The 26,101-nt window shown below is 65.7% G+C and carries 25 protein-coding genes and 1 tRNA gene; 16 read left to right on the top strand and 10 right to left on the bottom strand.

Annotated elements, in window-relative coordinates; genetic code table 11:
- The first annotated feature begins 194 nt into the window (after positions 1-194).
- The 6 genes from rpsM (at position 195) to guaA (ending at position 6,813) form a co-directional block, all read left to right on the top strand.
- The gene (rpsM, locus tag MF610_RS03850) at positions 195-563 is read left to right on the top strand and encodes a 30S ribosomal protein S13 (RefSeq protein WP_055756875.1); all 369 of its coding nucleotides are present in this window, start codon (positions 195-197) and stop codon (positions 561-563) included.
- A gap of 111 nt (positions 564-674) precedes the next feature.
- Positions 675-1,064, top strand: a complete 390-nt coding sequence (gene rpsK, locus MF610_RS03845; RefSeq protein ID WP_055763349.1) for a 30S ribosomal protein S11 — start codon at positions 675-677, stop codon at positions 1,062-1,064.
- A gap of 93 nt (positions 1,065-1,157) precedes the next feature.
- The gene (locus MF610_RS03840; protein WP_055763352.1) at positions 1,158-2,222 is read left to right on the top strand and encodes a DNA-directed RNA polymerase subunit alpha; all 1,065 of its coding nucleotides are present in this window, start codon (positions 1,158-1,160) and stop codon (positions 2,220-2,222) included.
- A 229-nt stretch (positions 2,223-2,451) separates the two neighbouring features.
- On the top strand, positions 2,452-2,874 hold the full coding sequence (gene rplQ / locus MF610_RS03835; RefSeq protein WP_242192887.1) for a 50S ribosomal protein L17: 423 nt from the start codon (positions 2,452-2,454) through the stop codon (positions 2,872-2,874).
- Between the two features lie 164 nt (positions 2,875-3,038).
- Positions 3,039-5,162 (top strand): prolyl oligopeptidase family serine peptidase, encoded by a 2,124-nt coding sequence (locus tag MF610_RS03830; RefSeq protein ID WP_242192886.1) that lies wholly within the window; start codon positions 3,039-3,041, stop codon positions 5,160-5,162.
- A 94-nt stretch (positions 5,163-5,256) separates the two neighbouring features.
- Entirely contained in the window at positions 5,257-6,813 is a 1,557-nt protein-coding gene (guaA, locus tag MF610_RS03825; RefSeq protein ID WP_242192884.1) for a glutamine-hydrolyzing GMP synthase, read from the top strand.
- Between the two features lie 321 nt (positions 6,814-7,134).
- Here guaA and epsC read toward each other — a convergent pair whose 3' ends face one another.
- The 3 genes from epsC to MF610_RS03810 all read right to left on the bottom strand — a co-directional run bounded on the left by epsC (position 7,135) and on the right by MF610_RS03810 (position 8,660).
- On the bottom strand, positions 7,135-8,052 hold the full coding sequence (epsC, locus tag MF610_RS03820; protein WP_242192880.1) for a serine O-acetyltransferase EpsC: 918 nt from the start codon (positions 8,050-8,052) through the stop codon (positions 7,135-7,137).
- A 106-nt stretch (positions 8,053-8,158) separates the two neighbouring features.
- Positions 8,159-8,413 carry a hypothetical protein gene (locus tag MF610_RS03815; protein WP_242192878.1) on the bottom strand — a complete coding sequence of 85 codons (255 nt, stop codon included), beginning with the start codon at positions 8,411-8,413 and terminating at the stop codon, positions 8,159-8,161.
- 171 nt (positions 8,414-8,584) lie between these two features.
- A tRNA-Ala gene (locus MF610_RS03810) sits at positions 8,585-8,660 on the bottom strand.
- A 157-nt stretch (positions 8,661-8,817) separates the two neighbouring features.
- Between MF610_RS03810 and MF610_RS03805 the strand changes: the two genes are divergently transcribed.
- Together MF610_RS03805 and MF610_RS03800 are read left to right on the top strand one after the other, a co-directional pair.
- On the top strand, positions 8,818-10,128 hold the full coding sequence (locus tag MF610_RS03805; RefSeq protein WP_242192876.1) for a DUF2171 domain-containing protein: 1,311 nt from the start codon (positions 8,818-8,820) through the stop codon (positions 10,126-10,128).
- A 106-nt stretch (positions 10,129-10,234) separates the two neighbouring features.
- Positions 10,235-11,224: an NADP-dependent oxidoreductase gene (locus MF610_RS03800; RefSeq protein ID WP_242193588.1), complete on the top strand. Its 990-nt coding sequence runs from the start codon at positions 10,235-10,237 to the stop codon at positions 11,222-11,224.
- Positions 11,225-11,256: 32 nt separating this feature from the next.
- On the opposite strand, the gene MF610_RS03795 is transcribed toward MF610_RS03800, so the two are convergent.
- The 4 genes from MF610_RS03795 to ypfJ are packed head-to-tail and all read right to left on the bottom strand — an operon-like array spanning position 11,257 to position 13,238.
- Positions 11,257-11,436 carry a hypothetical protein gene (locus tag MF610_RS03795; protein ID WP_055763497.1) on the bottom strand — a complete coding sequence of 60 codons (180 nt, stop codon included), beginning with the start codon at positions 11,434-11,436 and terminating at the stop codon, positions 11,257-11,259.
- 10 nt (positions 11,437-11,446) lie between these two features.
- Positions 11,447-11,899, bottom strand: coding sequence for a YaiI/YqxD family protein (locus MF610_RS03790; RefSeq protein ID WP_242192874.1), 453 nt, complete (start codon positions 11,897-11,899; stop codon positions 11,447-11,449).
- The gene (locus MF610_RS03785; protein WP_242192873.1) at positions 11,896-12,360 is read right to left on the bottom strand and encodes a GreA/GreB family elongation factor; all 465 of its coding nucleotides are present in this window, start codon (positions 12,358-12,360) and stop codon (positions 11,896-11,898) included. Before MF610_RS03785 ends, MF610_RS03790 begins: the two co-directional genes overlap by 4 nt.
- Complete coding sequence (gene ypfJ / locus MF610_RS03780) at positions 12,360-13,238, bottom strand: KPN_02809 family neutral zinc metallopeptidase (RefSeq protein WP_242192872.1); 879 nt, start codon at positions 13,236-13,238, stop codon at positions 12,360-12,362. The genes MF610_RS03785 and ypfJ overlap by 1 nt, the downstream gene beginning before the upstream one ends.
- A gap of 128 nt (positions 13,239-13,366) precedes the next feature.
- On the opposite strand from ypfJ, the gene MF610_RS03775 reads away from it, so the two are divergent.
- From MF610_RS03775 to MF610_RS03765, 3 genes are read left to right on the top strand one after another with little or no spacing between them, the layout of a single operon-like run.
- Positions 13,367-14,527, top strand: a complete 1,161-nt coding sequence (locus MF610_RS03775; protein ID WP_242192871.1) for a patatin-like phospholipase family protein — start codon at positions 13,367-13,369, stop codon at positions 14,525-14,527.
- Between the two features lie 3 nt (positions 14,528-14,530).
- Positions 14,531-15,316 (top strand): 3-hydroxybutyrate dehydrogenase, encoded by a 786-nt coding sequence (locus MF610_RS03770; protein WP_242192869.1) that lies wholly within the window; start codon positions 14,531-14,533, stop codon positions 15,314-15,316.
- A 7-nt stretch (positions 15,317-15,323) separates the two neighbouring features.
- On the top strand, positions 15,324-15,965 hold the full coding sequence (locus MF610_RS03765) for a DUF4893 domain-containing protein (protein ID WP_242192867.1): 642 nt from the start codon (positions 15,324-15,326) through the stop codon (positions 15,963-15,965).
- Between the two features lie 153 nt (positions 15,966-16,118).
- On the opposite strand, the gene MF610_RS03760 is transcribed toward MF610_RS03765, so the two are convergent.
- Positions 16,119-16,580, bottom strand: coding sequence for a hypothetical protein (locus MF610_RS03760; protein WP_242192864.1), 462 nt, complete (start codon positions 16,578-16,580; stop codon positions 16,119-16,121).
- Between the two features lie 101 nt (positions 16,581-16,681).
- On the opposite strand from MF610_RS03760, the gene MF610_RS03755 reads away from it, so the two are divergent.
- Positions 16,682-18,817 (top strand): M3 family metallopeptidase, encoded by a 2,136-nt coding sequence (locus MF610_RS03755; RefSeq protein WP_242192861.1) that lies wholly within the window; start codon positions 16,682-16,684, stop codon positions 18,815-18,817.
- Between the two features lie 111 nt (positions 18,818-18,928).
- Here MF610_RS03755 and MF610_RS03750 read toward each other — a convergent pair whose 3' ends face one another.
- Complete coding sequence (locus MF610_RS03750; RefSeq protein WP_242192858.1) at positions 18,929-19,501, bottom strand: PRC-barrel domain-containing protein; 573 nt, start codon at positions 19,499-19,501, stop codon at positions 18,929-18,931.
- A 155-nt stretch (positions 19,502-19,656) separates the two neighbouring features.
- Here MF610_RS03750 and MF610_RS03745 point away from each other — a divergent pair, with 155 nt between their 5' ends.
- Genes MF610_RS03745 through MF610_RS03730 form a run of 4 tightly spaced genes read left to right on the top strand, consistent with a single transcriptional unit; the run spans position 19,657 to position 24,044 of the window.
- Positions 19,657-20,949, top strand: a complete 1,293-nt coding sequence (locus MF610_RS03745) for a 3-methyl-2-oxobutanoate dehydrogenase (2-methylpropanoyl-transferring) subunit alpha (RefSeq protein WP_242192856.1) — start codon at positions 19,657-19,659, stop codon at positions 20,947-20,949.
- 10 nt (positions 20,950-20,959) lie between these two features.
- Positions 20,960-21,964, top strand: a complete 1,005-nt coding sequence (locus tag MF610_RS03740; protein ID WP_277923907.1) for an alpha-ketoacid dehydrogenase subunit beta — start codon at positions 20,960-20,962, stop codon at positions 21,962-21,964.
- Between the two features lie 5 nt (positions 21,965-21,969).
- The gene (locus tag MF610_RS03735; protein ID WP_242192854.1) at positions 21,970-23,307 is read left to right on the top strand and encodes a dihydrolipoamide acetyltransferase family protein; all 1,338 of its coding nucleotides are present in this window, start codon (positions 21,970-21,972) and stop codon (positions 23,305-23,307) included.
- A gap of 17 nt (positions 23,308-23,324) precedes the next feature.
- Positions 23,325-24,044, top strand: a complete 720-nt coding sequence (locus MF610_RS03730; RefSeq protein WP_242192852.1) for a DUF4163 domain-containing protein — start codon at positions 23,325-23,327, stop codon at positions 24,042-24,044.
- 252 nt (positions 24,045-24,296) lie between these two features.
- Here MF610_RS03730 and MF610_RS03725 read toward each other — a convergent pair whose 3' ends face one another.
- Entirely contained in the window at positions 24,297-26,066 is a 1,770-nt protein-coding gene (locus tag MF610_RS03725; RefSeq protein WP_242192850.1) for a DUF885 domain-containing protein, read from the bottom strand.
- Between the last annotated feature and the right edge of the window lie 35 nt (positions 26,067-26,101).

The following is a 26,101-nucleotide window of genomic DNA, read 5'->3' as shown; positions in this document are numbered from 1 at the left end:
CACGCCCCATCCCGATTTTGGTTCCGTCTACCGGTTGACACCCCGGGAATCGGTCCGTATCAGCGATCCACCCCGACATACCGGTTACGGCGGCGCTTTCGCGCGTTCGCCGCGATCGCGCGTGACGGGTCGCAACGCTACGAGATGAAGCCCGCTGCCATGCGGCGCTTCGTGGAGCTGGGAGAATTTAGTTCATGGCACGTATCGCGGGTGTTAATATCCCGACCAACAAGCGCGTGATCATCGCGCTGCAGTATATCCACGGCATCGGTCCGGCAAAGGCCAAGCAGCTCACCGACCAGCTCGGCATCGCAGCGGAGCGTCGCGTGCAGGACCTGAGCGACCAGGAAGTGCTGCAGATCCGCGAGGCGATCGACGCCAGCCACACCGTGGAAGGCGATCTGCGTCGCCAGACCGCGATGAACATCAAGCGTCTGATGGATCTCGCCTGCTATCGTGGCCTGCGTCACCGCAAGGGCCTGCCGGTCCGCGGCCAGCGCACGCACACCAACGCGCGCACCCGCAAGGGCAAGGCGAAGCCGATCGCGGGTAAGAAGAAGTAAGAAACAGTCCGGGGGACTGTTTTTGACTTCTTCTCCGTCGGAGACAGGTAAGAGGCTGACCGCCTCCCGATCTCCGTACCACGCACGATACTCAGGTCAGGATTTCCAATAATGGCACGTGAACCGCAGCGCCTTCGCCGTCGCGAGCGCAAGAACATCACCGCCGGCGTCGCCCATGTGAACGCCAGCTTCAACAACACCATGATCACCATCACCGATGCGCAGGGTAATGCGATCAGCTGGTCGTCGGCCGGCATGATGGGCTTCAAGGGCTCGCGCAAGTCGACCCCGTACGCCGCGCAGGTCGCTGCCGAGGACGCCGGCCGCAAGGCTGCCGACCACGGCGTGCGCACGCTCGAAGTCGAGGTGAAGGGCCCGGGTTCGGGTCGCGAATCGGCACTGCGTGCGCTGCAGGCTGTCGGCTTCCAGATCACGTCGATCCGTGACGTGACCTCGATCCCGCACAACGGCGTGCGCCCGTCGAAGCGCCGCCGCGTCTGATCCGTGCCTGCCGCCCCGCCGGGTTCGTCCGGCGGGGCTGTTCTTTCATGGCGCGGACCCGTCCTTTCCGCGCCGCCAAGCTAGGGGAAGCCCGTGTCCGTCAACGCTAAGAACTGGCAGGAACTCAAGAAGCCGAGCGGCCTCGAGAAGAAGCCGGGCGGCGATCCCAAGCGCCGTTCGACCTTCGTCGCCGAGCCGCTGGAACGTGGGTTCGGCCTGACGCTCGGCAACGCGCTGCGTCGCGTGCTGCTGTCGTCGCTGCAGGGCGCCGCCGTCACCTCGATCAAGATCGAAAACGTCCTTCACGAATTTTCCAGCCTTGCCGGCGTCCGTGAGGACGTGACCGACATGGTGCTGAACGTGAAGCAGATTGCGCTCAAGATGCAGGGCGAAGGCCCGAAGCGTCTGCAGCTGTCGGTGACCGGTCCTGCCGAAGTGAAGGCCGGCGACATCGCCGTCACCGGCGACATCGAAGTCATGAACCCGGAACTGGTGCTGTGCCATCTCGACGATGGTGCGACGCTCAACATGGAACTGACCGCCGACGTCGGTAAGGGCTATGTGCCCGCCGCCGGCAACCGTCCGGCCGATGCGCCGATCGGCCTGATCCCGGTCGATGCGCTGTATTCGCCGGTTCGCCAGGTCAGCTACAAGGTCGAGAACACCCGCGTTGGGCAGGAACTCGATTACGACAAGCTGACGCTGACCATCGAAACCGACGGCACCGTCACCCCTGAGGACGCACTGGCCTATGCCGGTCGCATCCTGCAGGACCAGCTGGCGCTGTTCGTCCACTTCGACGATTCGACGCTGCCCCGCGCTGCCGCCACCGGCACGCAGGTTGCGGCACCGCAGAGCGAAGGCCAGGGCGATACCGCGCAGATCAACCGCTACCTGCTCAAGAAGGTCGACGAGCTCGAACTGTCGGTCCGCTCGGCCAACTGCCTCAAGAACGACAACATCATCTATATCGGCGATCTGGTCCAGAAGACCGAGGCCGAGATGCTGCGCACCCCGAATTTCGGCCGCAAGTCGCTGAACGAAATTAAGGAAGTGCTGTCGTCGATGGGCCTTCGCCTCGGCATGGACATCCCCGGATGGCCGCCCGAGAACATCGAAGAGATGGCGAAGAAGCTGGAACAGGAGATAATGGGCTGATTTTGCACCGGGGCAGGCGAGCCTGCCCCGGAGACAAAACCAGCCCGGCCGGCGGGCTTCCAGCCCGACCGACGCCAGCGGCTTTGCCGCTGGCCGCCCGGCAAACAACTACGCGGCAAGTGTGAACTTAGTGAACTTTGCCGCGAACAGGCGACCCGGTGGCGGCCTCCAACAGCCACCAGCTCTGGGGTACCGTGACACGGCCCCTTAACGAACGAAGGAAATACTCATGCGTCATCGCGTCGGCGGCCGTAAGCTGCAGCGTACCTCGGCACACCGCATTGCGCTGTTCCGCAACATGTCGGCCGCACTGATCAAGCACGAGCAGATCACCACCACCGTCGCCAAGGCGAAGGAACTGCGTCCCTATGTCGAAAAGCTGATCACGCTGGCGAAGAAGGGCGGCCTGTCGAACCGTCGTCTGGCCCATGCGCGTCTGCTCGACGATGCGCAGCTGACAAAGCTGTTCGACGTGCTAGCGACCCGCTATGCCGACCGCAACGGCGGCTATACCCGCATCATCAAGGCCGGCATCCGCGCGTCGGACGCCTCGCCGATGGCGATCATCGAATTCGTCGACCGCGACGTGTCGGCCAAGGGTCAGGATTCGGGGCCGGTCCTGGCCGACGAGGATTTCGACGAAGCCGCCTGATCGGCGCGTTTCGCGAAAGCCGGAACAGGGGGCGGTCGTACTTCGGTACGGCCGCCCTTTTTCGTTGGCGCGGGTTACGGTGTCTCGCGGGGTTGCGCGGACGCGGCGCTCGCGTATCCTGCTGGTAACGCCGGATACTGTCCGGCCTGCCCGATGGAGCAACGATGTACCGCCATGCCTTTGCCGCGATCGCGTGCCTGATGACCAGCACGACTGCCCTTGCCCAGACCATCGCCTATCCCCAGACCCGCACCGTCGATCAGGTCGACGAACAGTTCGGGGTGAAGGTCGCCGACCCGTATCGCTGGCTGGAAAACGACGTCCGCAACGATCCGCAAGTGGCGGCATGGGTCGCGGCGGAGAACAAGGTCACCGACGCCTATCTGGCGACGCTGCCCGGCCGCGATATCTTCAAGAGCCGCCTGACCAAGCTGTTCGACTATGAACGCGTCGGCGTGCCGCAGCGCGAGGGCGGCCGCTATTTCTACAGCCGTAACTCGGGCCTGCAGAACCAGTCGGTGCTCTATGTCCGCGACAGCGTGAACGGGCAGGGACGGGTGCTGATCGATCCCAATGGCTGGTCGAAGGACGGCGCGACGGCGCTGGCCGAATGGTCGCCGTCGAAAGACGGCAAGCGGCTGCTCTATTCGATTCAGGACGGCGGCAGCGACTGGCGCAAGCTGCGCGTGCTCGACGTCGACAGCGGCAAGGTGCTGGACGATCAGATCGACTGGGTGAAGTACGGCCTGTCGGCGTCGTGGGTGAAGGACGGCTCGGGCTTCTACTATGCCCGATTCCCGACCCCGGAAAAGGGGCAGGAGTTCCAGAGCCAGAACCTGAACGCCAAGGTCTATTTCCACAAGCTCGGCACGCCGCAGACCGCTGACCAGCTGATCTATGAGCGGCCCGACCAGCCGCGCTACACCTTCTATCCCGGCATCACCGACGACGGTCGCTGGCTGGTCATTTCGACCAGCGGTCCGGGCGACCATACCGAGATCGCGGTCCTCGACTTGACCAGGCCGAACGACAAGCCACGGACGATCGTCAACACCGACAACGTCGATTGGTCGACGATCGGGTCGAAGGACAGCACGCTGTTCCTGACCACGACGCAGGACGCGCCCCGCCTGCGCGTCGTCACGCTCGACATGGCCGCCGTCAATCCGGTGCCTAAAGAAATCGTGCCGCAGGAAAAGGCGGTGCTGAACGGCGCGTCGCTGGTCGGCGGGCGGATCATGGCGGCGTATCTGGTCGACGCGAAGACCGAGGTGAAGCGCTTCACCCTCGACGGCAAGCCTGACGGCGCGATCGAGCTGCCCGGCATCGGTACGGTCGGCGGTGTCGGCGGTGAGCTGGACAATAACGAGGGCTTCTTTGCCTTCTCCAGCTTCGCGACGCCGACCACCATCTATCGCTACGACGCCGCGACCCGCGCAGTGACGCCGTGGGCGACGCCGAAGGTCGCGTTCGACCCCACGCAGTATGACGTGCGCCAGCGCTTCTACACGTCGAAGGACGGGACCAAGGTCCCGATGTTCATCGTTAAGCGCAAGGACGTGACCAAGCCCGCCCCGACGCTGCTCTACGCCTATGGCGGGTTCAACGTGCCGATCCTTCCGGGCTTCTCGGCGGGGCGCGTTGCGTGGCTGGAGCAGGGCGGCGTGCTGGCGGTCGCCAATATCCGCGGCGGCAGCGAATATGGCAAGGAATGGCATGACGGCGGCAAGCTGCTGAACAAGCAGAACGTGTTCGACGACTTCATTGCCGCGGGCGAGGACCTGATCGCGCAGGGTGTCACCGGCAAGGGCCAGCTGGCGATCCAGGGCGGGTCGAACGGCGGCCTGCTGGTCGGCGCGGTCGTCAACCAGCGGCCCGACCTGTTCGCCGCCGCGCTGCCGGCGGTGGGCGTGATGGACATGCTGCGCTTCGACCGCTTCACCGCCGGCCGCTACTGGGTCGACGATTACGGCGTACCGGCCAAGGAAGCCGATTTTCGCAACCTGCTGACCTATTCGCCGTATCACAATGTGAAGGCGGGGGTGACCTATCCGGCGATCCTCGCGACCACCGCCGACACCGACGACCGCGTGGTGCCGGGCCATACGTTCAAATACACCGCGATGCTCCAGTCGAAGGACATCGGGCCCAAGCCGCACCTCGTCCGTATCGAAACCCGCGCCGGCCATGGCTCGGGCAAGCCGACCGACAAGGTGATCGAGGAGACGGCCGATCTGTGGGCGTTCATCGCCAAATGGACGGGCATGACGGTGAAGCCGATCGGATAGGGCCCGTGCGTGCGCGCGAAGGCGATCGTCCTTCGCGTGCACGAATATCGCGCGTCGGCTTTCCTACCGCCAAGCTCCCCGCTATCGGGTGCCCATGAACGAGACCCCCGACTCCATCCTGATCGTCGACTTCGGCAGCCAGGTGACGCAGCTGATTGCGCGTCGCGTGCGCGAGGCCGGTGTCTATTCCGAAATCGCCCCGTTCCAGAAGGCCGAAGAGGCGTTCGAACGGATGCGGCCAAAGGGGGTGATCCTGTCGGGGGGGCCCGCATCGGTCTGCGACGACGGCAGCCCCCGCGCCCCGCAGGCGATCTTCGATTCCGGCGTACCGGTATTCGGCATCTGCTACGGCCAGCAGGTCATGACCCAGCAGCTGGGCGGCAATGTCGAGAAGGGCCATTCGGGCGAGTTCGGCGAAGCCTATATCGAGGTCGGCGACGACTGCGCGATGTTCGACGGCCTCTGGGCCAGGACTGATCGGCATCAGGTCTGGATGAGCCATGGCGACAAGGTCACCGCGCTCGCCCCCGGTTTCCGCACCGTCGCGACCAGCCCCGGCGCACCTTACGCCGTCGTCGCCGATGACGACCGCCGCTATTACGGCGTGCAGTTCCATCCGGAGGTCGTCCACACCCCCGATGGCGGCAAGCTGATCGCCAATTTCGCGCGCCATGTCTGCGGCCTGACCGGCGACTGGACGATGGCCGAGTTCCGCCAGGCGAAGATCGCCGAGATCCGCGAGCAGGTCGGTTCGGCCAAGGTCATTTGCGGCCTGTCGGGCGGGGTCGATTCGTCAGTCGCCGCGCTGCTGATCCACGAAGCGATCGGCGAGCAGCTGACCTGCGTATTCGTCGATGGCGGCATCCTGCGCGCGGGCGAGGCCGAACAGGTCGTCAGCCTGTTCCGCGGTCACTACAATATCCCGCTGGTCCATGTGGATGCGCAGGACCTGTTCATGGACGGTTTGGCCGGTGTCACCGACCCGGAGGCCAAGCGCAAGTTCATCGGCAAGACCTTCATCGACGTGTTCGAGGCCGAGGCGAACAAGCTGGGCGGCGCGCAGTTCCTTGCCCAGGGCACGCTCTACCCCGATGTGATCGAAAGTGTCAGCTTCACCGGCGGCCCCTCTGTCACCATCAAGAGCCACCACAATGTCGGCGGCCTGCCCGAACGCATGAACATGGCGCTGGTCGAACCCTTGCGCGAACTGTTCAAGGACGAGGTCCGCGCGCTGGGTCGCGAACTGGGCCTGCCGGATGTGTTCGTCGGTCGCCACCCGTTCCCCGGACCCGGCCTCGCGATCCGTATCCCCGGCGAGGTGACGCGCGAACGTTGCGATATTCTGCGCAAGGCCGACGCGATCTATCTCGAGGAGATTCGCAACGCCGGGCTGTACGACACGATTTGGCAGGCGTTCGCGGTACTGCTGCCGGTGCGCAGCGTCGGCGTGATGGGCGATGGCCGCACCTATGACAACGTCCTTGCCCTGCGCGCCGTCACCTCGACCGACGGCATGACCGCGCAGGCGTTCCAGTTCCCCGGCGACTTTCTGCCGCGTGTGGCGACCCGGATCATCAACGAGGTGAAGGGCATCAACCGCGTGACGTACGATTACACGAGCAAGCCGCCGGGTACCATTGAATGGGAATGATCCGGTAGCGCGATAACGACCAGCTCCGGACCCAAGCGTCACCCCAGCGCAGGCTGGGGTCTCTCCCGGCTCTTGTTCCGCTCCATCACTAGGGCGGATCGACATTCAGTTCGCTGGATGCACGACGTTCGTTCCATCCTCCGTCGTCACTCCCGCGCAGGCGGGAGCGCAAATGCGCCAGCGTCGCGGATCCAGCCGAACCGTCGGCGTGTATGGATTCCCGCCTGCGCGGGAATGACGAACATCATCGTCATCGCTGAATGTCGCGTCGGCCCTGGGAGACTCCAGCCTGCGCTGGGGTGACGCTTGGGGCGAGGCCGCTCACCCCACCACCACCGCCTCCGGCTGCATGATGACGCTGCCCGCCGCGACGTCCTGCAACAGCCAGACATTGCCGCCGATCACCGCCCGGTCGCCGATCATCACCCGGCCGAGGATCGTCGCCCCGGCATAGATCACCACATCGTCGCCGACGATCGGATGCCGGGCGACGCGCTCGGCCGATGGGCCGCTCTCGGTCCGCGGCTGCGAGCGGTGCGGAGTCCGGGCGCCCAGCGTGACATGCTGGTACAGCCGCACCCGCGCGCCGATGACCGCGGTTTCGCCGATCACCACGCCGGTGCCATGGTCGATGAAAAAGCCCGGCCCGATCGTTGCACCGGGATGGATGTCGATGCCGGTCCGCTCGTTCGCGATCTCCGACACGATCCGCGCGACGATCGGCGCGCCGAGCGCATCGAGCTCATGCGCCAGCCGGTGGTGCAGGATCGCGGTAGCGCCGGGATAGCAGATCAGGATTTCATCGACGCTGCGCGCCGCCGGATCGCCGCGAAAGATGGCGGCAACATCGGTATCAAGCAGCGCCCGCACTCGCGACAGCGTGCCCGCGAACAGCTGTACGATCTCCGCCGGCCGGTCGGTCGCGGCATCGATCCCGGCCGCGTCGCGCCAATAGGCGAACTCGGCGGTGATCGCCGCGTCGAGCAGCGCCAGCGCATCGGTCAGCAGCGCAGCGACGAACGCGTCTTCACCACCGGTAGTGCCGGTAAAGCCCCCGATCCGCGCCGGGAACAGCGCATCCGCCAGCAGTTCGACGGCGCGCGCGATCGGCGCGCGGCGGGGAAAGTCGGCGGGATGCCGCCGGCTCGGCTGCGCCTGTCGCCACGCCATGCGCGCAGTGGCAAGGGAACGGGTGGCGTGATCGATCGCGCGGCGGCGATCCTCGTCGGGATCGGACATGGCTGGGCTCGAAATAAAAAGGGCCGGGCGGTTGCTGCCGCCCGGCCGAGGTTACGCTTAGGGAGCTACCTAGCGTCGCGGAAGCCGCGCCGGGGCGCGGCGAAACTCAAAGGGCGTTCGTGACCGGATCGACCCCGTTCGCTGCCGGGGCGTCGAGCAGCGCATCGTTGCCGAGCGGAGCGACATCGTTACCGAATGCGCCGTCGGTACCGAACGTCGCATCGTTCGCCAGCGGCTCGTCGAGCGTGGTCAGGTTCGTCTCGATCACGGCATTGTCGACGGCGGCGTTGTCGGTCGCGCTATTGCCCGAGCAGGCGGTCAGGCCGAACAGCGCGATGGCGGCCAGCGGTGCAAAGGACATCTTCAAACCCGTGTCTCCCCGTTCATGGTCGCCACCGGGCGACGTCGATGCCCCGTTGTACGGCGGATCGGGAACGGGGGAATAATCCCATTACTTTAGTAGGGTATTATTTTGCTTTCAGCGGACGCCATGGGGAAGCGTGAAAGAATTCGATGCTGAAAGGAAAGGGGGTGGTGGAGCTGAGGGGAATCGAACCCCTGACCTCTGCAGTGCGATTGCAGCGCTCTCCCATCTGAGCTACAGCCCCGCCCCGTTCCCGGCATAGCCGGGGCCGTCCCCTTAGCGGCCCCGAAAAGCGGATGCAACGGGTCTCCACGCAAATCCGTCAAAATCCTTCGACCGCTGTAGCACGGCCCTTCGTCGTGCGGGTCGGGTTCGGTGGGAACCAACATACGGGTCGGCGCTTGTGTGAATACGACACGGCAGCACCGCTGCTGCGCCGCGAAAACAAGAACCACATGAACCATCTGCAGGAGATTTTCATGGGCAACGATCGCTATTCGCGCGACGACGACTGGTCGCGGAACAACCGGGGCGACGACGGACGCTGGCGGGATGCGGAGGATCGCGGACGCGGCGGCTATGGCGCGCAGGGCTATGGCAGTGCGTCGTCGCAGGGCGGCGGTCGGGATAACGGGAACCGCGACTATTATGGCGGTCGTTCGTCCTATGGATCGAGCTATGGCGGCGACCGCGGACAGGGCTATGGCAGCCGGGACTTCGACTATGGCGATCGCGGCGGGCGGTCGTATGGCGCCCAGAGCGACCGGTATCGTGGCAGCTATGCCCATGACGGCCATCGCTTCACCGAGCAGGGCGACCGCAGCTACGGCAACGATCGCAGCTACGGGGCCGACCGCAGCTATGGTGCCGACCGTGGCTATGGCAGCGACCGGAATTATGCCGGCAATCGGGCTTTCGGCAGCGACCGCGGCAGCGACCGCTTCCGTGGCGATCGCCAGCGCCAGGACCTCGACTATGACGCCGGGGATCGCGGTTTCCTTGCTCGCGCCGGCGACGAGGTCCGCTCATGGTTCGGCGACGAGGATGCCGAGCGTCGGCGCGAACGCGACCAGCGCTATGACGAGCAGATGTCGCGCTACGACGACCGCCATAGTGACCATGCCTATCGCTCGTGGCGCGATACGCAGGTCAGCGCGTTCGACCGTGACTATGACGAATATCGTCAGGAAAATGCGACGAAATTCCAGAACGAATTTTCGGCCTTCCGCACCGAGCGACAGACGCAGCGTGACAGCCTGACGCGCGTGACCGAGCATATGGAAGTCGTCGGATCGGACGATGCGCATGTCGGCACCGTCGACAAGGTGCGCGGCGACCGCATCATCCTGACCAAGAGCGATCCGGATGCCGGCGGCCACCATCACTCGATCCCGTCGCGTTGGGTATCGTCGGTCGACGGCAAGGTGAAGCTGCGCAAGACCGCGTCGGAAGCCAAGGACGCATGGCGCGACGAGGAACAGCAGCAGGCGATGTTCGGCAACCAGTCGCAGCAGCGGTACGGCAACGACCGCTTCGGCAGCGCCACGTCGAATAACGACCGTACGCAGGAAGCCAATCGCTATGGCACGTCGAGCACGACGGGTCAGGCAGTGGGTGCGGGTACGTCGACCACGGCGGGTACCGGTGTGACCGGGTCGGCCACGGACAAGGACGACACCAACCTCAATCGCAGCTTCCCCGGCACCTATTAAACGGTTCGCGGTGGCGACAGGCGGAGGGGCTCGGGCAACCGGGCCCCTTTGCTTTTGATTGGCGACGCACTAGGTTGCGGTCTGAAACTGATATGGAGTATCGATGATGGCGAAGGCATGGCATCTGGTTCGGCGTCCCAACGGCATGCCGGTCGCGGAGGATTTCGCGTTGCGCGACCTGCCGGTGCGCGACCTAGCCGATGGGGAAGTGCGGATCGCCAATCGCTGGCTGTCGGTCGATCCCTATATGCGCGGACGGATGAACGACGTGAAAAGCTACGTCCCGCCCTTCGCGCTCGACGCGCCGATGGATGGCGGCGCGGCGGGCGAGGTGATCGAAAGCCGCGCCGCCGACCTGCCGGTGGGCACGCGCGTCCAGCATATGGCGGGCTGGCGTGACGAGGCGATCGTGCCGGCCAAGGGCGTGCAGAAGCTCCCCGATCTGGGCCTGCCCGACCAGGCATTTCTCGGCGCGCTCGGCCTCACCGGCATGACCGCGTGGTTCGGACTGCTAGCGGTGGCCGATGCGAAGCCGGGCGAGACGGTGTTCGTGTCGGCAGCGGCGGGTGCCGTCGGATCGGTCGTGGTGCAGATCGCCAAGGCGAAGGGCATGACCGTGATCGGATCGGCGGGTGGCGCGGAGAAGGTCGCATGGGTCCGCTCGCTCGGCGCCGATCAGGTGATCGACTACAAGGGCGACGTGCCGCTGGTGAAGGCACTGGGGGCTGCGGCGCCGGACGGGATCGATGTGTATTTCGACAATGTCGGCGGCGATCACCTCGACGCGGCGCTGGCGCATGCGAAGCAGGGCGCGCGCTTCGCGATCTGCGGCATGATCGACGGCTATAACGCGTCGCAGCCGACCAGCCTGCGTTACCTGATGCGGGTGATCGCTGCCCGTATTCGCGTGCAGGGCTTCATCGTCAGCGACTTCATGGGCCGCATCGGCGAGTTTCAGCAGGGCATGGGTGAGATCGTCGCCAGCGGCAATTTCCAGCGCGAGGAAACGGTGATCGACGGGCTGGAGAACACCACCGACGCGTTCCTCGGCCTGTTCAGCGGTCAGAACAAGGGCAAGATGCTGGTGCGGCTCTAAAAATCCTCCCCGCCTTGTGGGGAAGAAATAGCCTACCGCAACTTCGCGATCTTCAACCCGTCTTCCTTCGCCCGATCCTTGATCGATTCCTCGCTACGGGTCAGCGCCTTGGCGAGCGCCTTCAACGCCATGCCTTTTCCCGCCAGCTGGTGCAGCTTCTGGATTTCATCGGGCCGCCACGGCTGGCGGTGACGTTCGAATTTTTCGGCCATGGCGCTTCTCCTATCGTTGGCGGGCCAGCCGCACCAGCGCGGCGTCGAGCGATTGCAGGAAGCGCGAGCGGTCGGCCTTTCCGAACGGCGGCGGTCCGCCCAACTGCTCGCCACCCGCGCGCAGGTCGGCCATGATCGCTCGCGTCGCGATCGCGCCGCCGATCGACGCAGTCGTGAACGGCTTGCCATTGGGCGCGACGACCACCGCACCGACCTTCAGGCAACGATCGGCAAGCAGGATATCGGCGGTGACCACCACGCAGTCCTGGTCCGCCCGTTCCGCGATCCAGTCGTCGGCGGCATCGAAGCCGTCCGACACCACCACCCGCTCGACCCAGGGCAGCAGCGGCACGCGGAAATGGCTGTTGCTGACCACCGAGACCTGGGCACCATGCCGTTCGGCGACCCGGTACACCTCGTCCTTGACCGGACAGGCATCGGCATCGACCAGGATGCGGATCATGGCTCGATCAGACCGGTCTCGATCACCTCGATCGCGTCGCTGCGTCCGCCGAAATCGGCGGTCTCGCCCGCCATCAGCCCGGTCATCGCCAGCGCCAGCGGCGCGGTGAAGGGGATGCGCCCCGCCGCCGGATCGGCCTCGTCGCTGCCGACCAGCTCGATCGTCTTGCGCTGTCCGTTCAGCGCATAGGTCACGCGCGAGCCGAAGCCGACCTCGTCGGTCGGGGCAGGAGCGATCTCCGCGGTCGAATGGCGCGTCCGCCAGTAGCGCAGGTCGCGCCGGATCGCGGTGATCCGTTCGGCATCGCCCTCCGCCGCCAGTTCGCCCTCCAGCCGCTCGACCTGTTCGGCCATTGCCGCCAGCCCGCGCCGGGTGACGAGGTTGGGGCCGGGCGGCAGCGGCAGTTCGAAGCGCGGTTCCTTATGCTCGTCGTCATCCTCCCGCCGGAACGCGACGCTCATCAGATCGCCCCCGAAAAGGTGTCGCACTGCGCCGGATCGCCGCTGTCATAGCCGCGCTTGAGCCAGCTCGCGCGCTGCGCCGCCGTGCCGTGGGTGAAGCTCTCGGGCGAGGCGGCATTGCCCTGCAGCGTGTCGTCGCCGATCGCTTCGGCCGCGCGCAACCCCTCCTCGATATCGCCCGGCTCCATCCGGCCGCTGCGCTTGGCCCACACGCCGGCATAACAATCCGCCTGCAGTTCCAGCCGGACCGACTGGGCATTGCCCTGCGCCTTGGGTAGCGTCTGCTGCGCACGGCTGACGGCTTCGGCCTGCCCGGTCAGGTTCTGGATATGATGGCCGACCTCGTGCGCCACGACATAGGCCTGCGCGAAATCACCGCTCGCCCCGAAACGCTGCGACAGCTCGCGGAAGAAATTGGTGTCGAGATAGACGCCGCGATCGGGCGGGCAATAGAACGGCCCCATCGCCGATTGCGCCGCGCCGCAGCCCGACTGGCCATTATCCTGATAGAAGCGCAGCCGGGGCGGGGTGTAGCGGGCACCCTGTTCGGTGTAGATCTGTCCCCAGACCTGCTCGGTCGATTTCAGCACGCGACAGGCGAACAGCTCCTCCGCGGTATCGCACGGCACGTTCGCCTGCGACGAACCCTGCTGCGTGGTCGGCGCCTGCGATCCGCCGCCGAGCAGGCCGCCCCCGCCCGAAAACATCAGGAACGCGACGCCGACGATCGCGATGATGCCGATCGTGCCACAGCCCAGGCCGCGCCCGAGCAGCAGCGGCAACAGACCCAGCAGGTTGAACCCGCCGCCGCCCATGCCGCCACTACCGCGGCCGAGATCGTCGACATTGCTGGAGGGATCAAGATCGTCGAGGCGCATGGGCAGCGGTCCGTTCGTTGAAGGTGCGTACTGAAATGCGCGAAGCCGCCCCGATGTTGCAACCGTGCGCCGTGAAATCGGTTGTAGTGCCGTTGAACCCAGACCCCATTACGCGCAAAGTGTATCCGATGGCCGAAGCCGACCCCCGTTTGCGCCGACGATCCCCGACCGGCCTGCCGCTTCCCGACTGCGTTGCGCTGGTGTTGCAGGGCGGCGGCGCGCTCGGCAGCTATCAGGCCGGGGTGATCGAACGCCTGGGCGAATCGCAGATCGAGGTCGATTGGGTCGCCGGCATCTCGATCGGCGCGATCAATGCCGCGATCTTTGCCGGCAACCCGCCCGAGCGCCGGGTGGAACGGCTGCGGCAATTCTGGGAAACGGCGGCGGGCGTGCTGCCATGGTTTCCGATCCTGCCCGACGACCGGGTGCGCGAATGGGTGCACGAATGGTCGGCGGGCGTCGTGCTGGCGACCGGTGTTCCCGGCTTCTTTCGCCCGCGCGGGGTTCCGCCGCAATTCGCCGCGCCGGGCACGCCGGCGGCGCTCAGCTATTACGACGTCGCGCCCTTGCGCGAAACGCTCGACACGCTGGTCGACTGGGACCTCGTCAATGACGGGCCGGTGCGGCTGTCGGTCGGCGCGGTGGAGATCGAGAGCGGCAATTTCGTCTACTTCGACAGCGCGCGCGAACGGCTGGACGCGCGGCATGTCATGGCTTCCGGCGCGCTGCCGCCGGGACTGCCCCCGGTCGAGATTGACGGGCGCTGGTATTGGGACGGCGGGTTGGTCAGCAACACGCCATTGACCCACATCCTCGATCATCAGCGCGATCCGATGCTGGTGTTCCAGGTCGACCTGTTCTCCGCCGAAGCGGCGATGCCGCGGACGATCGGCGACGTGGTGGCGCGCGAAAAGGAAATCCGCTTCTCCAGCCGTACGCGACAGGTGACTGCGGACCGCCTGCGGTTGCGGCAGGAGCGCGAGCTGATTCGGCGCATGGTCGCCAAGCTGCCGGTGGAACTGCGCGATGACGCCGATGTCCGCGCGCTGGAGGCGATGGCCGACGAACACCCGCTAAGCCTCGTCCACCTGATCTACCGCGCCAACCGCTGGGAAGGCGGCGCGCGCGATTTCGAATTTTCCGCGCGCGCGATGCAGGAACATTGGGCCGCCGGCCGCGCCGCCATCGCCGACACCATGGCCAATGCGCAGGTCGTGGCCGAAAATATCATCGACGGACGCACCGCCGCGTTCGACCTGACCCCCCATCTTTCCAAACGCCAAGGATAAGCGATGTTCCTGAAAGGCAAGACCGCGATCGTCACCGGTTCCACGTCGGGCATCGGCCTCGCCTATGCGAAGGCCTTTGCCGCCGAAGGCGCGACCGTCGTCATCAACGGCTTCGGCGACGCAGGCGCGATCGAGCAGGAGCGCGCCGCGCTGGCGGAGGCGAGCGGTGCGGAGGCGCGCTACGACGGCGCCGACATGACCAAGCCCGATCAGATCGCGGCGATGGTGGACAAGGCGGCGGCCGAGTTCGGATCGGTCGACATCATCGTCAACAATGCCGGTATCCAGCACGTCGCCAAGATCGAGGATTTCCCGATCGACAAATGGGACGCGATCCTCGCGATCAACCTGTCGTCCGCGTTCCACATGATCCGCGCCGCCGTGCCGCACATGAAGAAATCGGGCTGGGGCCGGATTATCAACACCGCATCGGCGCACAGCCTAGTCGCAAGCCCGAACAAATCGGCCTATGTCACCGCCAAGCACGGGCTGGCCGGCCTGACCAAGACGGTCGCGCTGGAAGTCGCGACCTGCGGCATCACCGCCAACTGCATTTCACCAGGCTATGTCTGGACCCCGCTGGTCGAACAGCAGATCCCCGACACCATGGCGTCGCGGGGCCTGACCCGCGAGCAGGTGATGAACGACGTGCTGCTGGCGGCACAGCCGACCAAGGAATTCGTCACCGCCGAACAGGTCGCCAGCCTCGCACTCTACCTCTGCCGCGACGAGGCGAAGGGGATCACGGGCGCGAACCTGTCGATCGACGGCGGCTGGACCGCGGCGTGATCGCGGCATGAACCGGGGTACGTGCATCATCGGTGTTCTGCTAGGGCTGCTGACCGGCGGTTGCGGTGGTGGGGCGGCGGTCGCGTCGTCCGGCACCGCAGCACCTGCGCGGCCGAGTGGCGACGATTGGCGGCGGGTGGCGACACCGGCCGATCGCGACCGGTTGCGGCGCTGGCGCGATGCGTGGCTGGCGGCGCTTCCGCGCGCACGGGCGGCGGACCCGTCGGCGATCACTGCGCAGGGCGCGCTGTTCGTGCCCGACGCGGCGCTGGCGGGCAGTACACCGCCCGCCGGGCGCTATCGCTGCCGCGTGTTCAAGCTGGGCGGTGCGGGCAGCGCGATGCGCGACTTCACCGCCTATCCCGCGTTCGACTGCATGATCCGCGATGAAGGCAGCGTCCGCAGCTTCTACAAGGAGACCGGGTCGCAGCGCCCGGTCGGGCTGCTGTTCCCCGACGGCGACCGCACGGTGTTTCTCGGCACGCTGCTGCTCGGTGACGAACGCGCGGCATTGCAATATGGCCAGGATCGCGACCGCGACATGGCCGGGGTGCTGGAGCGGATCGGCGAGAAGCGCTGGCGGCTGGTGCTGCCCTATCCCCGGTTCGAGTCGTTGCTGGACGTGGTGGAGCTGGTGCCGGCGGAGTAGGGCGCTGCCCCGAAGCTATGGGTAACCGCTCGACATTTATCCACGAACGTCACCCCAGCGCAGGCTGGGGTCTCCCGTTGATAGCACGGCACTTCAACCGCGAGAGACCCCAGCCTGCGCTGGGGTGACGTCTGGGGCAAAGCGGGTCAGCGTCTACGCCAGCGTCCGCCGCACCGTCTCATAACAATCGTCGATATGCGAATTGCCGACCAGCTTCATCGCGCCGAAGCTGATCCCCGCCGCCGCGATCTGTCCGGCGAACGGCACGAAGCGCAGCAGCGACTTGCTGGCATAGCGCGCACCGACGCGGCGGATCAGCATCGTCACCACCCGTCGCGTGATCGACCGTCCGATGACCCCGTTGCCGAGGTTCGCGGCAATCAGCAGCACCTGCTTGGCGCGATCGGGCTCCAGCGCGTTGACCTGCTTTTCGCTGAGGCCGAAGCGGCTGCTGATATCGGGCAGCAATTTGGTCAGGATATTCGCATCGACGATCAGGTCGGCGCCCGGCACCGGCACCGCCGACGCCCCCGCCGATACCAGCGCGCGCTTGGTCACCAGCTTGCGCGCTTCGTCGCGCACGCGGTCGAGTTCGGTCAGCGAAGTGATCTGCATGATGGCCCCGTATCGTTTCGTTGCCGCATCAACGCCGATCTTGCCAAGCGGCTCCCGATCTTTAGGCTTGCCGATATTCGATATTCAGAACGGACCTGTTGATGATCGTACGTCTCGGCGCGTTGCTTGCCTCCACCGCCCTTGCTTTGCCGGCTTATGGTGCCGCCATGCCACAGGCCCCCGCCGCGACCGCGGTCGATGCTACCCCGCTGACCGCGAAATGGCCCGGGCCGTATCAGGGGGTGCCGCCATGGGACAAGGTGACGCCGGCGATGTTCCCCGCCGCCTTCCCGGTGGCGATGGCCGAAATGCGCCGCGAAATCCACGCGATCCGCGACGACAAGCGCCCGGCCACCTTCCAGACGGTCATCGAGCCGATGCAACTGGCCGGCGACATGATGAACCGCGTCGGGTCGATGTGGGGCGTCTATACCAGCAACCTCGCGACGAAGGAGGTGCAGGCGATCGACCGCTTATGGTCGCCCAAACTCTCGGCGTTCAACGACGAGCTGTTCCTAGATCCCAAATTGTTCGCGCGGGTGAAGGCGGCGTACGATAGCCGCGCCACGCAAAACCTGAACCCGCAGCAGTTGCGCCTGCTCGAGCGGACCTATCGCAGCTTCGTTCGCCGCGGCAGCTTGCTCACCGATGCGCAGCGTACGCAGGTCACCGGCCTCAACCAGCAATTGTCGGTCGCCTATAACGACTTCAGTACCAAGGTGCTGGCCGACGAGGAGACGTGGATCGTCGTCGACGATGCGAAGCAGCTTGCCGGCCTGCCCGACAGCTTCGTCGCCTCGCTGAAGGCGGCGGCGGACGAACGCGGGCTGCCCGGCAAATGGGCGATCGTGAACACGCGCTCGTCGGTCGCGCCGGTGCTGACCTATGCCACCGACCGGGCGTTGCGTGAAAAGGTGTGGCGCGCGTTCGTGATGCGCGGCGACAACGGCAACGCCAACGATACCAAGGCGACGATCGCGACGATCCTGAAGCTGCGGCAGGAGCGGGCGAAGCTACTCGGCTTCCGCAACCACGCCTATTTGCGCATGGACGACACGATGGCGGAGACGCCGGCCAATGCAGAGGCGCTGATGATGCGCGTCTGGCCCGCCGCCGTGGCGCGCGTGCGCGAGGAAGTGGCCGATATGCAGGCGCTGGCCAAGGGCGAGGGCACCAACCTGACGATCGAGCCATGGGACTACCGCTTCTACGCCGAAAAGGTGCGCAAGGCGAAATATGACCTCGACGAGAGCGAGGTGAAGCCGTACCTGCAACTCGACAACATCGTGCAGGCAGCGTTCTATGCCGCCGGGCGCCTCTATGACCTGAAGTTCACCGAGAATACCGGGCAGATCCCGGTGTTCGAAAAGAACGTGCGCACCTTCGTCGTCACCGATGTGAAGACGGGTCGCAATGTCGGCGTGTTCTACCTCGACAATTTCGCGCGTTCGGGCAAGCGATCGGGCGCCTGGGCGACGCGTTATCGCGGGCAGCAGAAGTTCGGCGGCGCGACGAACGTACTGGCATCGAACAACAACAACTTCGTCAAAGGCGCAGACGGCCAACCGACGCTCATCAGCCTCGACGATGCGACGACGCTGTTCCACGAATTCGGCCATGCGATCCATTCGCTGGTGCAGGACGTGACCTATCCGGGCCTTGCCGGCACGCCGCGCGACTTCGTGGAATATCCCAGCCAGGTGAACGAGAACTGGCTGCTGACCCGCGACGTACTCGACCGCTTTGCCAAGCATTATCAGACCGGTAAGCCAATGCCGCAGGCGCTGGTCGACAAGATCGAAAAGTCCTCGACCTTCAACCAGGGCTTCGACACGGTTGAATATCTGTCGTCCGCAATCGTCGACATGGAACTCCACGATCGCGAGACGCCGGTGACCGACGTCGCTGCGTTCGAGCGGGAAACGCTGGGCACGCTGGGGATGCCGAAGGAGATCGTGATGCGGCACCGGTTGCCGCAGTTCAATCACCTGTTCTCGTCCGACGCCCATTCCGCCGGCTATTATTCGTACCTGTGGTCGGAGACGATGGACGCCGACACCTGGGCCGCGTTCGTCGCGACCGGCAATGTGTGGGACAAGGCGACGGCGGACCGTTTCCGCAAGACGCTGTTGGCGACGGGCAACGAGACCGACCGCAAAGAGGCGTATCGCGCATTCCGCGGACGCGACCCGGACGTAACCGCTCTGTTCAAGCGGCGGGGGTTCCCAACGAACTAAATCGTCCCCATCGCATGGGGACGGGGGACCAGCCGCAGGCTGATGGAGGGGTGTCCGCGAACGCAGTCGAGCCATTTGCGGTGGTACCCCTCCCCACGGGCCGGGGAGGATTTATAGTGCCTCCGGCCAGTGCTCCGCCTGCACTGCCGGTTTCGCCTTGATCGCGTCGGCGGTAAGCTTCGTCCGGACCCCGTCCTTGCCGAACATCAACTCCCCCGGCGCCAGCGCGTGCAGCGTCTCGCCCACGCCGCCGACCCCGCCGGTGCTGACCACGACATAGGCGACCGCATTGTCGCGGCAGTTGAGCATCGCGTCGACGACCGTCCCGATCGCTTCGTCATCCGGCCCGGTCAGCCGCGTGCCCACGACCCCGCCCGCTGCGTAGAGCGACGGCACCGCATGGCGCGCGCTCGCATCCTCCGCGGCGCTGCTGCCCTTGTCATAGCTCGCCTGCCGTCCCAGCCAGCGCCACACACCGACGATGTTGACGACCGTCAGGAACGCGTTGGACAGCACCAGATTGGTCTGTCCGCTGGTCAGCCCGACCGTCGTCCAAGCGACTGACCCGATACAGAATACGACGAATCCCCAGCCGGTGATCCGTGCGCCGAGATTGGCCGCAGTCATCATCGCGGCGATCATCGTCGCGATCGGTGCGATCCATCCGGCCAGTTCCGCCATCATTTTCTCCGTTCCGCCTCAATGCGATACGGATAGTCACGGCGCCAGTTCCTCCGCCGGGCAACGATCCTCTCGCCAAGCGTGTTGAAATTATATAACAAGCGTTGATAACGAGTCTGCGCGCCCGGGAACGGGCCGAGCAGCGACATGGAGAGTGCATGACCGGCGACAGCCGCACGAATATGCCGCGCCTCGCGCTGCATGTGCCCGAACCCAAATTCCGTCCCGGCGACGCGGTGGACTTCGCCGATGTCGCCGTGCCGCCCGCCGGTGCGCAGCCCCGGCCCGACACCGCCGCCGCACCCGACAGCTTCCACGACCTGTCCTACACGCTGGTGCGCGTGCTCGACGAAGAGGGGCAGGCGGTCGGTCCGTGGAACCCGCGGCTCGACCCCGACACGCTGCGTCAGATGCTGCGGCATATGGCGATGGTCCGCGCGTTCGACGAACGCATGTTCCGCGCGCAGCGGCAGGGCAAGACCAGCTTCTATATGAAGTGTACCGGCGAAGAGGCGATCGCGGTCGCGGGCACCATGGCGCTCCACCGTGACGACATGACCTTTCCCAGCTATCGTCAGCAGGGCATCCTGATCGCACGCGACTATCCGCTGATCGAGATGATGAACCAGATCTATTCGAACCGAGGCGACAAGCTGCAGGGCAAACAGTTGCCGATCATGTATTCGTCGAAGGATTTCGGCTTCTTCTCGATCTCCGGAAATTTGACCACGCAATATCCGCAGGCGGTAGGCTGGGCGATGGCGTCGGCCTCGAAGGGTGATACGCGGATCGCGGCGACATGGTGCGGGGAGGGGAGCACGGCCGAGGGCGACTTCCATTCGGCGCTGACCTTCGCCACGGTCTATCGCGCGCCGGTGATCTTCAACGTCGTCAACAACCAGTGGGCGATCAGCAGCTTTTCCGGCTTTGCCGGGGCGGAGGCGACGACCTTTGCCGCACGCGCCATCGGTTATGGCATCGCCGGGCTGCGGGTCGACGGCAATGATGCGCTGGCGGTCTATGCCGCCACCGCCTGGGCTGCCGAGCGCGCGCGGACCAATGCCGGGCCGACGCTGATCGAGCATTTCACCTATCGCGCCGAGGGCCATTCGACCTCCGACGATCCTTCGCAATATCGCTCGGCCGGCGAACCGACCGCATGGCCGCTGGGCGATCCGGTCGCACGGTTGAAAGGGCACCTGATCGCGATCGGCGAGTGGGATGACGACCGCCATGCCGACATGGACCGCGAGGTCGCCGAACAGGTCCGCACTGCGCAGAAGGCGGCGGAGGCCAACGGCATCCTTGGTCACGGCCTGCACCAGCCGCTCGACACGCTGTTCGACGGGGTTTTCGAGGACATGCCGTGGCACCTGCGCGAGCAACAGGCGCAGATGATGGCCGAGGAGGAAGCCTCCGGCCGCCCCTGGGCGCGCAAGGAGGGCCACTGACATGGCGCGGATGAACATGATCCAGGCGATCAATTCCGCCATGGACGTGATGATGGATCGCGACCCGAACGTCATCGTGATGGGTGAGGATGTCGGCTATTTCGGCGGCGTGTTCCGCGCGACGGCCGGGCTTCAGTCGAAATTCGGCAAGACCCGCGTGTTCGACACGCCGATTACCGAATGCGGCATCATCGGCGTCGCCGTCGGCATGGGCGCGTACGGCCTGCGTCCGGTGCCCGAAATCCAGTTCGCCGATTATATCTATCCGGCGCTCGACCAGTTGGTCAGCGAAGCGGCACGGCTGCGCTATCGTTCGGCCGGCGATTTCACCGCGCCGATCACGGTGCGCTCGCCGTTCGGTGGCGGCATCTTCGGCGGGCAGACGCATAGCCAATCGCCCGAAGGCATCTTCACCCACGTGTCGGGCATCAAGACGGTGATCCCGTCCACGCCCTATGATGCCAAGGGGCTGCTGATCGCCGCGATCGAGGACAACGACCCGGTCCTCTTCTTCGAACCCAAGCGCATCTATAACGGCCCGTTCGACGGCAACTGGGACAAGCCGGCGCAGAACTGGTCGAAGCATGCGGGCGGCGAGGTACCCGAGGACTATTACCGCATCGAACTGGGCAAGGCGAAGGTCGTGCGCGAAGGCGGCGACCTGACCATCCTCGCGTACGGGACAATGGTCCATGTTGCGCAGGCGACGGTCGAAGCTGCCGGGATCGACGCCGAAATTCTCGACCTGCGCACGCTGGTGCCGCTCGACATTGATGCGATCGAGGCGTCGGTAAAGAAGACCGGGCGCTGTATGATCGTGCACGAAGCGACGCGGACCGGTGGCTTCGGTGCCGAACTGTCGGCGCTGGTGCAGGAACGCTGCTTCCACCATCTCGAAGCGCCGATCGAGCGCGTGACCGGCTTCGACACGCCGTATCCGCACAGCCTCGAATGGGCGTATTTCCCGGGGCCGGTCCGCATCGGACAGGCGCTCAAGAAAATCATGCAGGACTGATCGCCATGGCACGTTTCTCCTTCCGCCTGCCCGATATCGGTGAAGGCATTTCCGAGGCCGAGATCGTCGCATGGCACGTCGCCGTCGGCGACCGCGTCGAGGAAGACGGCCGGCTGGCCGACATGATGACCGACAAGGCAACGGTCGAGATGGAAAGCCCGGTCGCGGGCACCGTTGTTGAACTGGCCGGCGAGCCGGGCGATCAGGTGGCGATCGGCGCGACACTGGTGGTGATCGAGACCGAAGGCGAGGTCGTGCAGCCGGCTGAGCCCGAACGGGTCGAGGCGGAAAATCCGGGGGTCGAGGAGACCCAAAATCCTCCCCGGGACGGGGAGGGGGACCATGCGCAGCATGGTGGAGGGGGCGTGCCGCAAACGCCAGCGCCCGCCGTATCCCCGCAACCCGCACTGCAGGAGGCCACCCCCCTCCACCGTCCTGCGGACGGTCCCCCTCCCCGTACCGGGGAGGATAAGGTGCTGGCTTCTCCCGCCGTTCGCGCTCGTGCGGCCGACCTCGGCATCGACCTTTCGGCCGTGCACCATGACGGCCCGCATATCCGCCACGCCGACCTCGACGCGTACCTCCGCTACGGCAGCGCGCAGGGCTATCGCGCCCCGCACACCTCGCACGCGCGTCCGGACGAAACCGTCAAGGTCATCGGCATGCGTCGCCGCATTGCCGAGAACATGGCGGCGGCGAAGCGGCATATCCCGCACTTCACCTATGTCGAAGAGATCGACGTTACCGCGCTGGAGGCGATGCGTGCCGACCTGAATGCGGCGCGGGGCAATCGTCCGAAGTTGACGATGTTGCCGCTGATGATCGTTGCCATCTGTCGTACGTTGTCCAACTTTCCGATGCTCAACGCGCGCTACGACGACGAAGCCGGGGTCGTCACCCGCTTCGGCAGCGTGCATCTGGGCATGGCGGCGCAGACCGATGCCGGGTTGATGGTGCCGGTGATCCGCAACGCGCAGGACATGAACCCGTGGCAATTGGCGAGCGAAATCAGCCGGTTGGCAGAGGCGGCGCGGACCGGCAAGGCGAAGTCGGAGGAACTGTCCGGCGGGACGATCACCGTCACCTCGCTGGGGCCGCTCGGCGGCATCGCGACCACGCCGGTGATCAACCGGCCCGAAGTTGCCATCATCGGTCCCAATCGCATCGTCGAGCGTCCCGTTTTCCGCGCGAAACCGGGTGGCGGTGAGGAGATCGTGAAGGCGAAGTTGATGAACCTGTCGATCAGCTGCGATCACCGCGTCGTCGACGGCCATGACGCCGCCAGCTATGTTCAGGCGTTGAAGCAGCTGATCGAAACGCCGGTGCTGCTGTTCGCGGACTAATCGCGGGGAATGCTGGAATGCGCGCAGGTTTGACGATCGGGGTGGTGACGCTGGCGGCGGCGATAACGGCGCCGACGGTCGCGCAAACATCGGTTGCGACCAGCGATTACGTGTTCGAATACAGCTACCCGCCACAGGCCGCCCGCATCACGCCGTTGAAGGCGTGGCTGGAGGCGGACAAGGCGAAGCGCCGCGCATGGCTCGTCCGGACGTCAGCCCAGGCGCGCCGGGAGGCGAAGGCGGCGGGCGCGCCGTTTCGCGCCTACGACATGCAATATGGCTGGGACGTCGTTGCGGATACGCCGCGGTTTCTTAGCCTGTCGTCGGCCAGCTATAGCGATACTGGTGGTGCCCATGGCAACGGGTCGTCGGGCGGACTGGTCTGGGACAAGCAGGCCGGGCGGCGGATGGAGGCGATCGCGCTGTTCGTTTCGGCCGCCGCGTTTCAGTCGGCGGTGATGACGCCGTGGTGCCGCTGGATGCGTGCGGAGCGGACGCGCCGGGTCGGGGCCGACGTGGCCAGTGATACGACGTTCGGACAATGTCCGCCGGTCAAGGACGTCACGGTACTGCTCGGATCGTCGAACGGCCGCAGCTTCGACCGGATCGGGGTGATCGCCGACCAATATGTCGTCGGGTCCTATGCCGAGGGACCGTATGAGCATACGTTGCCGATGACGGCGGCGGTGCTGCGCGCGGTGAAGCCGCAGTATCGTAGCGCGTTTGTGGCGAACTAAGGTCTGATTGATCAAATTCGAGGCAAACGTCATCCCAGCGAAGGCTGGGATCTCTTCGTGATAGCACGCAGCAGGAGCCGCTTGAGACCCCCGCCTTCGCTGGTGTGACGTTTCTGCGAAGGTGGACAAACTCTGGATACTCGCACACGAGGCGGTGGTGGAGGGGGCGCTGCAAGCGTGGCGTTCTTGGCTTTGCCCCTCCACCAGCCTGCGGCTGGTCCCCCTCCCCATCGGAGGTGGGGAGGATTTGCGTCAGGCGATCGCTTCGTTGAACATTAGTGCCCGCACGAACCTTACCGGCGGCGATCCGTGCGAGATCGCGGCGTCGTTGTAGCGCATCAGGTCGAACTTGCCGCCCGCGCGGCGTTCCGCCTCGCGGCGCATGTCCATATGCTCGCTATAGCCGACAAAATAGCTGAGCAGCTGGGTCGACCCCAGCCGGGCGCGCGTCCATTTGCCCGCCGCCTCGCGCTCCTGCTGGAATGCGCCTTCCATCATCAGCTTCATCGCCTGGGCTTCGGTCAGCCCTTCGGTATGGATGCCGATGTCGAGCAGCGTGTTGGTGATCGAGCGCATCCGCATCTTGAGCACGGTCAGTTTGAACAGCGGATCGCCATCGAGGTAATCGGCATCCGCCATCAGCCGTTCGGCATAGACCGCCCACCCTTCGACGAACGGTCCCGACGACAATACCGCGCGCAGCACCGACTTGTTTTCGTTGCTGTGCGCAATCTGCAGGTAATGGCCCGGCATCGCTTCGTGGATGGAGAGGTCGTGGATCATGTAGTTGTTGTATTCGCGCAGGAAGGACGTCGTCTGCGCATCGGTCCAGTCGGCGGGGATCGGCGACACCGCGTAGAAGGTGCCGAGATGCTTTTCGAGCGGGCCGGGGCTGTCGCAATAGGCGACGGCGACGCCCTGCTGGAACTTCGGCATCTCGATGATCTGGACCGGGGTGGTCGGCACCCGCACCAGCTTCTTCTCGCGGACGAAGGCGGTCGCGGTTTCCAGCGTGGCGCGCGCCTTGTCCATCACCTGCGACCGGGTCGGACGGCGAGCGTAGCTCATCTCCAGCGCCGCCTCGATCGCCTTTTGCTGCTGCGCCGGGGTCGGCTTGGCGGGCGTCGGCGGGGCCTTGGGCTGACCCCGCAGGACGAACCGCGCAAGCTGGTACATCTCGCTCCGGGTCTCCGCCGCAGCGCGGACCGCGCGCGCCTTGATCTCTGTGCGCGACAGCGGCGAGAGCAGCGCGAACTTGACCTTCTGATCGTACAGTTCGGGGCTTAGGCGAAATTCGCCCCTCGCGGCGGGGACCAGCACGCTGTCCAGCCAGCGCTGCTGCCCGGCGGTCGCGGTGCGCAGCGTCGCCACCGCTCGATCGAACCGCGCCCGGTCGCCGCGCGACAGCGTGCCCTTGTGGGGGCTGAGCATCGTGTCGACGATCTGGAGAATGCCCGCATTCTGCTTGGCGACGGTGGTGGCATAGATCGCGGGGACGCGTGCGGGCACGATGCTTTCGCGCATCTGCGCGAACATCGCCGGCACCGCCTCCATTCGCTTCGTCGCCGAACGCAGCCGCTGCGGCCACGGCGCGAAGTCGCGCGCGGCCAGCGCATAGAGCCCGCCCGAGATCGTGCCGGCTGCCCCTTGCGGGTCCCAAGCGAAGGGTTGCAGCACTTCCAGCGTCCACAACTGATAGCGCAATTCATTGTCGAGCAGCGCGGCATCGACCTGATCGTCGCGCGACAGCGACGTGCGCGGGATCGCGGACAGCTCGGTCAGCGTCGTGCGCAGGAATTCGGCATCGCGGGCGCGCCCGGCGGCCGACATATCCTCGACCTGATCGTCATACGCATGGTTGCCGAGCGCGGTCGCATAGCCCGGATGCAGCTTTGCCATGCCGTCGAGATAGCGTTTCGACAGCCGCGCGAAGTCGCCTGCCGGGCCGCTCTGCGCCAGTGCCGGAAAACTGCCGGCGAGCGGCGCGAGCGCCATCAACGCGACGAAGTGGCGACGGTACATCGATATCCCCCTGAAGTCCGGCGCGCACGCTATCG

The organism is Sphingomonas hankookensis (assembly GCF_022664465.1).
Taxonomy (GTDB): Bacteria; Pseudomonadota; Alphaproteobacteria; order Sphingomonadales; family Sphingomonadaceae; genus Sphingomonas; species Sphingomonas hankookensis.
The sequence above is the reverse complement of the archived record's forward strand: the minus strand, read 5'-3'. Positions and strand labels throughout refer to the sequence as shown.